5 protein-coding genes and 1 pseudogene are annotated in these 7,174 nt (G+C 60.3%); 3 read left to right on the forward strand and 3 right to left on the reverse strand.

Annotated elements, in window-relative coordinates; genetic code table 11:
- The first annotated feature begins 85 nt into the window (after nt 1-85).
- The 3 genes from AC56DI_RS00460 to AC56DI_RS00470 all read left to right on the forward strand — a co-directional run bounded on the left by AC56DI_RS00460 (nt 86) and on the right by AC56DI_RS00470 (nt 3,104).
- Nucleotides 86-1,249, forward strand: coding sequence for an iron-containing alcohol dehydrogenase (locus AC56DI_RS00460; RefSeq protein WP_496344443.1), 1,164 nt, complete (start codon nt 86-88; stop codon nt 1,247-1,249).
- Nucleotides 1,250-1,466: 217 nt separating this feature from the next.
- Complete coding sequence (locus AC56DI_RS00465; protein WP_496344444.1) at nt 1,467-1,901, forward strand: acyl-CoA thioesterase; 435 nt, start codon at nt 1,467-1,469, stop codon at nt 1,899-1,901.
- A gap of 18 nt (nt 1,902-1,919) precedes the next feature.
- A complete protein-coding gene (locus tag AC56DI_RS00470; protein ID WP_496344445.1) occupies nt 1,920-3,104 on the forward strand; it encodes an acetyl-CoA C-acyltransferase in 1,185 nt (394 codons plus the stop codon).
- A gap of 407 nt (nt 3,105-3,511) precedes the next feature.
- Here the strand turns inward: AC56DI_RS00470 and AC56DI_RS00475 are convergent, their stop codons facing one another.
- The 3 genes and pseudogenes from AC56DI_RS00475 to AC56DI_RS00485 all read right to left on the reverse strand — a co-directional run.
- Entirely contained in the window at nt 3,512-4,309 is a 798-nt protein-coding gene (locus AC56DI_RS00475) for an alpha/beta fold hydrolase (protein WP_496344446.1), read from the reverse strand.
- Nucleotides 4,310-4,462: 153 nt separating this feature from the next.
- A complete protein-coding gene (locus AC56DI_RS00480) occupies nt 4,463-6,058 on the reverse strand; it encodes a phytoene desaturase family protein (protein ID WP_496344447.1) in 1,596 nt (531 codons plus the stop codon).
- A 71-nt stretch (nt 6,059-6,129) separates the two neighbouring features.
- Nucleotides 6,130-7,053 (reverse strand): annotated as a pseudogene (locus AC56DI_RS00485) (aldehyde dehydrogenase family protein); the annotation flags it as partial.
- Between the last annotated feature and the right edge of the window lie 121 nt (nt 7,054-7,174).

Here is a 7,174-nt window from a genome sequence, read left to right on the forward strand (position 1 = left end):
ACGGGCGCGGGAGAGGCCCGGATGGAATCTGGGGAACCGCAGCGCTTAGCCCCTCGGCAAAAAGAGAACAACAAGAGGAATCACCATGCAGCCCTTCAGTTTTGCCACCACCGCGCAGATTCTCTGCGAAAGCGGCTCGGCCCAGCGCCTGGCTAGTCTGTGCCAGGAGCGTGGTGCACAACGTGTGCTGATCGTCACCGATCCTGGCATCACCCGTTTTGGCCTGCTCGATGGCGTGCTGCCAGGTTTTGCCGCTGCCGGCGTTGCCGTGCAGGTGTTCGATCAGGTGATCGCCGACCCGCCCGAGGCCATCGTGCTCAATGCCGTGGAGCGCGCCCGCGAGATGGGCGCCGAGCTGGTCATCGGCTTTGGCGGCGGCAGCTCCATGGACGTGGCCAAGCTGGTCGCCCTGCTGGCCCTTCCAGGTAGCGCACAGGGCCTCAAGGACATCTACGGTGTGGGCAATGCCCGTGGCCCGCGCCTGCCGCTGATCCAGGTGCCGACTACCGCCGGCACTGGCTCGGAGGTGACCCAGATAGCCATCATCACCACCGGCGAAACCACCAAGATGGGTGTGGTCTCGCCGGTGCTGCTGCCGGACCTGGCCGTGCTCGACGCCGAGCTGACCCTGGGCCTGCCACCGGCGGTGACTGCCGCCACCGGCATTGATGCCATGGTTCATGCCATCGAGGCCTACACCAGCAAGATCAAGAAGAACCCGCTGTCCGACCTGCTGGCCCGCGAGGCCCTGCGCCTGCTGGCGGCCAACCTACACGAGGCTGTCTACAACGGCCGTAACCGCGAGGCGCGCCAGTCCATGCTACTCGGTGCCCTGTTGGCCGGTCAGGCTTTTGCCAACGCACCGTGTGCGGCGGTGCACGCGCTGGCCTACCCGCTTGGCGGACATTTCCATATTCCCCATGGCCTTTCCAACGCCCTGGTGCTGCCGCATGTGCTGCGCTTCAACGCGTCGGCTGCCGCGCCGCTGTATGCCGAGCTTGCGCCGCTGCTGCTGGGCGATCGCTGTAAGGGCGAGGGGACGGGACAGCGCTGTGCCGAGTTCATCACCGAACTGGCGGCGCTTAATGAACGCTGCGGCCTGCCCAGTCGCCTGCGTGATGCCGGCGTGCCCGAGGCCATGCTACCGACTCTGGCGCGCGAAGCCATGCTGCAGCAGCGCCTGCTGGTGAATAACCCGCGCGAGGTGAGCGAGGTCGACGCCATGGCGATCTACCAGGCGGCGTATTGAGCGCGTTAGCTGGCGTAGCCCGGATGCAAACCGGGGGCGTCGTCGCAGTCATTCCCGGATTTCATCCGGGCTAGGGTCTGCACCTTTATTCCCATCTCCCGCTCGCGGGGGGGGAGGACCGGGGCTGAAGGCATAAGCCGCCATGCAACCGGCGAAACAAACTATTCCGCCCAGCGTCCAGCCCCAGGCTGGCGGGCAAGCCAGACGAGAACAGAGCATGAGCCAACCCAAGCATCTGCGCGCAGACTACGTCCACTTCCAGCCGATCACGACGCGCTGGCACGACAACGACGTCTACGGTCACGTCAACAACGTCGTCTATTACGGCTATTTCGACAGCGCGGTGAATGCCTACCTGATCGAGCAGGGCGGGCTGGATATCCACGAGGGCGAGGTGGTCGGCTTCGTGGTCAGCTCGTCTTGCGACTACTTCGCCTCGATCGCTTTCCCCGAGCGCATCGAGGTTGGCCTGCGCGTGGCCAAGCTGGGCAACAGCTCGGTGCAGTACGAGCTGGCCATCTTCAAACAGAGCGAGGAGCAGGCCTGCGCGGCCGGGCGCTTCGTCCACGTGTTCGTCGACCGTGCGAGCAATCGCCCAGTTTCCATCCCCCCCGCGCTGCGCGAGGCCATGGCCCGCCTGATCCGCGACTGATAGTCTGAGGAGACCGTCATGCAAGACGCCGTCATCATCTCCACCGCCCGTACGCCCATCGGCAAGGCTTTTCGCGGTGCCTTCAACGACTTCAAGTCGCCGTCCATGGCGGCAGTGGCCATCCGTGCCGCCGTCGAGCGCGCCGGCATCGAGGCCGCCGAGATCGAGGACCTGGTAATGGGCACCGCCATGCAGGGTGGCACCGCTTCCACCAATCTGGCGCGGCTGTCGCTGCTGGCCGCCGGCCTGCCACTGTCGGTCAGCGGGCAGACCATCGACCGCCAGTGCGCCTCCGGCCTGATGGCCATCTCCATCGCCGCCAAGCAGATCATGGTCGACGGCATGGCGGTGACCGTCGGTGCAGGCCAGGAGCAAATCAGCCTGGTGCAGAACACCCACATGAAGTGGACCGCCGCAGAGGTCGACCCGGCCGTGATCAAGATGGCCGAGCATGCCTACATGCCTATGCTGCAGACCGCCGAGTTGGTCGCCAAGCGCTACGGCATCAGCCGCGAGGCGCAGGACGCCTACTCCCTGCAGTCGCAGCAGCGCACCGCGGCCGCTCAGGCTGCCGGCCTGTTTGCCAACGAGATCGTGCCAGTCAATACACGCAAGAAACTGGTCGACAAGGAAACCGGCGCGGTCAGCTACGAAGAGGTCACTCTCAGCATCGACGAAGGTAATCGCCCGCAGACCCTACTGACCGACCTTACCAAGCTCAACCCGGTGATCGAGGGCGGCTGCATCACTGCCGGCAACGCCAGCCAGCTGTCCGACGGTGCCAGTGCGTGCGTGCTAATGAGCGGCCGCCTGGCCGCCCAGCGTGGCATCGCCCCGCTGGGTCTGTACCGTGGTATCGCAGTGGCCGGCCTTGCCCCCGAAGAAATGGGCATCGGCCCGGTGCTCGCCGTACCCAAGCTGCTCAAACAGCACGGCCTCACCGTCGACGACATCGGCCTGTGGGAACTCAACGAAGCTTTCGCCTGCCAAGTGCTGTACAGCGCGCAGAAGCTCGGCATCGCCCCGGCCAAGCTCAACGTCAATGGTGGCGCCATCTCCATCGGCCACCCCTACGGTATGAGCGGTGCGCGCATGGTCGGCCACGCCCTACTGGAAGGTAAGCGGCGCGGCGTGAAGTACGTTGTGATCACTATGTGCGTCGGCGGCGGCATGGGCGCAGCGGGGCTGTTCGAGGTGCTGTAAGCCCTTTCGCTGCTTGCTGTAACAATGGAGGCTACGGCCTCCGTTTTTGTTTCTCATTCTAAGTGCTAAGTGCTTCGGGAACGCCACTGGATATGCGTGGCGGTATTGCTCGAGTAATGGGTGTGCCTGCGCAGTTTCTGTACGATGGCATTGCCATTTTTCGGTAGGTGCCCATGCAAGCTGCCTGCTTGGGGCTGATTCTATTGAAGAAGTCGGCCATGGTTTCTACAGCAAAAAAGTATGCGCTTGAGTTGGAAATCTTTACCTCCGGGACAGGCGATTGGAGTCAGATCTCACGTGGCAGCGTGCTAAACAGGTGCTTTCACCGACCTTTCCTCTGGCCATTTCAGAAAACCGAGTTTTCAACAGAGTCGGCCAAAAGCAGCCATTAGCTCAGGCATTTGCTATCAAGCCTTCAGTGCCAGCCACGCCGAAACTGTGCTATTAAACTGCTCTGCGCGATCCACCATTACCCAATGGGAAGACTTGAAAGACTCGGCTTTGCAGCCCGCCGTCATGCTCAATCTTTGCAGCCAGTCTTCAGATTGGAACTGGAGAGGCTTGTTGCGTCCGTATGCGTAGAAGATAGGGCATACCAGCTGCGTAGGTCCGGCTAACATCTTCAGCCCACCGAGTGCGCCTAACCAGCGCATTGCATAGGGATAACTCATGCCCGCATGGATAGTGGCTTCATCAGCCTTGCAGCGCAGAAACTTTGCTATCGTTCGCGCTAGGTAGTTTCCGATCTGGCCCTTCATATACCAAGTTAATGCCAGCGGCATCTGGTACGCGAATATCATCAATTTGGCACGCAGGCTCAGCCCGTCAGCAAATGCCTGCGAGTTTACATCACCAACGTCGACAGCAATGACTCGCTCCACCTTGTGGGAATGAAGGGCGGCGAAGTGAAAGCCGAACATGCAGCCCCAGTCATGCAGCATCAGCGTGATTTTGTTGTTCGGGCTTACTTCATTCACCACGGCAAGAATCAGCTCCACTACCTCGTTGGCAGAGAATCCCTGCGTGCCTGGATCGCCGAAGCCCGGCAAGGTAAATCTTACGCACCGGTGCGTGTGCTTGAAATGCTGAACCTGTTGCTCCCATATCTCATGAGTGTCTGGCCATCCGTGCAGCATCACGAGAGTCTCGGGGCCGTCTCCGTCGATGTGTACCGGAATGCCGGAGACGATCAATTCACTGTGCATACTTCTGTATCTCCGGAAATCAAATTACTGGGCTAATCGATGCCGTTAAGAGTACCTGCCCGCAGGCATCCTTTCGGGTAGTGATGACTGGCAGGCCATTTAGGGTTCATGGATTCGCATACCGCTTACCAAATCAAATGGCCTGCCATGTATTTATGACGCCCTGATCTGAGTCATCAGGTCTTTGCCGACGACGGCGGATGCACACAGCACGCCGCCGACCAGTGCGCCGATGACGCCATCCGTAGCCAGATCCTGGCCAGTGATATAGAGCCCGTTGATGGGGGTTTGCGCGCGCAGCCATTTTTGCCGGAAGCGCTGCGGTGTTGACTCGATACCCATGAAGCCGCCGCGCTCGCGCTTGGCGAAGGTTTCATAGCTCAGTGGGGTGGATACCTCTACGTAGTCCAGCGCCTCGCGGGCTTGCGGTGCATGGCGGAAGAGTTCCTCCAGTAGGCGATCGCGGATGTTGTCTTTCAGCGCCAGATAGCCATCGCCACGCTTCATCCAGCGTGTGCCTGCCCACTGTTTGAAGTGCTCATAGTTGGTGTAGGCGTACATCTCGACCGTGGCTTTATTGGGGAAGCCCTGGTCCCAGGAGGCGTCTTTAGTGGACGGGAAGGTGATAAAGGTCCAGGGAAACGGCGCGTTGAAGTCTTTGCGGTGTGCGTCGAGGTTGGCCTGGAGGTCGTTGGTCGGGTGTGACCAGATGTTGGCCGGGGTGAAACCAAGGGCCTCTGCCGATTGGTTGAAGCCGATATTGATGCCGACCACCGCATAGGTATCTGTGACTTGTTCCAATAACTGATCAAGGCCAGCCTGGCTGCTGACAGGCGCTGGCAGCAGGCGGGCGAAGGTGTTCTGCACGCCGGCGTTGCTGATGATCACCGGGCAGCGAACTTCTTCGCCTGAGCTCAGGCGGACGCCCTTGGCAACACCATTTTCAACCAGAATTTCGCTGACTTCGGCACTGTGCAGCAGCACGCCGCCTGCTTGCTCGATAATCGGTGCCATCAGTCTGGAGAAGGCCATGCCGCCGCCGACCGGATAGTGGGCGCCGTTCATGTAGTGCTTGGCCAGCATGCAGTGCATGGCAAAGGAACTGCGGGTCGGCTCCAGGCTGTAATCCCCCCAGTTGGCGCAGATCACTGCAATCAACTCCGGGTCGCTGATCAGTTCGGAGAGCACATCGATAGTGAGACGATCGGAGTAATGGTGGAAGGTGTTGCACATGGCGTCGTAAGCAGCGTCAACCGCTCCGCTTGGCATAGCTTTCTGGGCGAAGTAACCGGCAGAGCTTTTTGCTGCCTTTCCGATCAGGGCCATATACTGATCAATCCCATCTGCTTCGTGGGGAAAGTGTTCCTTAAGCAGATTGCTATAGGCTTCGGCGCCTGTAGGTATTTCGTAGTGTTTGTCGCCAATGGCCATGCGGTTGAAGATGTTGGGCATGGGCATCCATTCCAGGCCTCCGCCAGTGACATAGTTGAACAGCTTCCAGCCCGCTGCCTGGGGTGTACCCACTTCGCCGATGTAGTGCATGCCGACTGTCCAGCGATAGCCATTGCGTGAGTAGGCTTGCGTCATGCCGCCAATCACGTTGTTCTGCTCCAGCAGCAGCACGCGTTTATTTTGCTGGGCTAGGACTGATGCAGCGCTGAGGCCGCCCATGCCTGAGCCGATGATGATGGCGTCAAACTCGCCTGAGATGCCTACAGCTTTGCGATAGGCTTTGCCGACAGTTTCCATGAGATATCTCCCGCTAAGGTGTGTGTAGTGCTGATCTGCGTGATGATTCGTGGCCTGGTTTTGCCGACGAACTAGAAAAACCCTTGGGGGGTTATGTCGTAGCTGACTAAGAGGTTTTTGGTCTGCTGGTAGTGGTCGAGCATCATCTTGTGGTTCTCCCGGCCAAAGCCGGACTTCTTGTAGCCACCGAAGGCGGAGTGCGCCGGGTACAGGTGGTAGCAGTTGGTCCACACACGCCCAGCCTTGATGGCCCGGCCCATGCGGTACGCGCGGTTGATATCGCGTGTCCACAAGCCGGCACCGAGGCCGAACTCGGTGTCGTTGGCAATGGCTAGGGCTTCGGCTTCGTCTTTGAAGGTGGTAACACTGACCACCGGGCCGAAGATTTCCTCTTGGAACACGCGCATCTGGTTGTGGCCCTTGAGCAGGGTTGGCTGGATGTAGTAACCGCTGGCCAGAGCACCTTCTAGGCGCTCGGCACCGCCGCCGGTGAGAATCTGTGCGCCTTCCTGCTGGGCGATCTGCATGTAGCTGAGGATTTTGTCGAACTGCTGCTGCGAGGCCTGTGCACCGACCATGGTCTCGGTGTCCAGCGGGTTGCCGCGCTTGATCTGCTTGATCTTCTTCATCACTTCGACCATGAAGGGCTCAAAGATCGACTCCTGCACCAGCGCGCGCGACGGGCTGGTGCAGACCTCGCCCTGGTTGAAGAAGGCCAGTACCAGGCCTTCTGCAGCCTTTTCGATAAAGCTCGGCTCGGCCTGCATGATGTCTTCGAAGAAGATGTTCGGGCTCTTGCCACCCAGCTCCACGGTGCTTGGGATGATGTTCTCGGCGGCGCATTTGAGAATGTGCGAGCCCACCGGGGTTGATCCTGTAAAGGCGATCTTGGCGATGCGCTTGCTGGTGGCCAGGGCCTCACCGGCTTCGCGGCCAAAACCCTGCACCACGTTGAGCACACCCGGCGGCAGCAGGTCGCCGATCAATTCCATCAGTGTTGGCGCTGATGGAAAATTGACCCACCCTGCCGATTGAAATTTGACCCAGGGCGGATTGCTGATTTTTTTACCAGCAACTGTGGATAAGTCTACCAGCGCAGCTGCTGTTGCCCCCACT

Source organism: Pseudomonas sp. BGA-UO-ETr-WB11 (assembly GCF_059567785.1).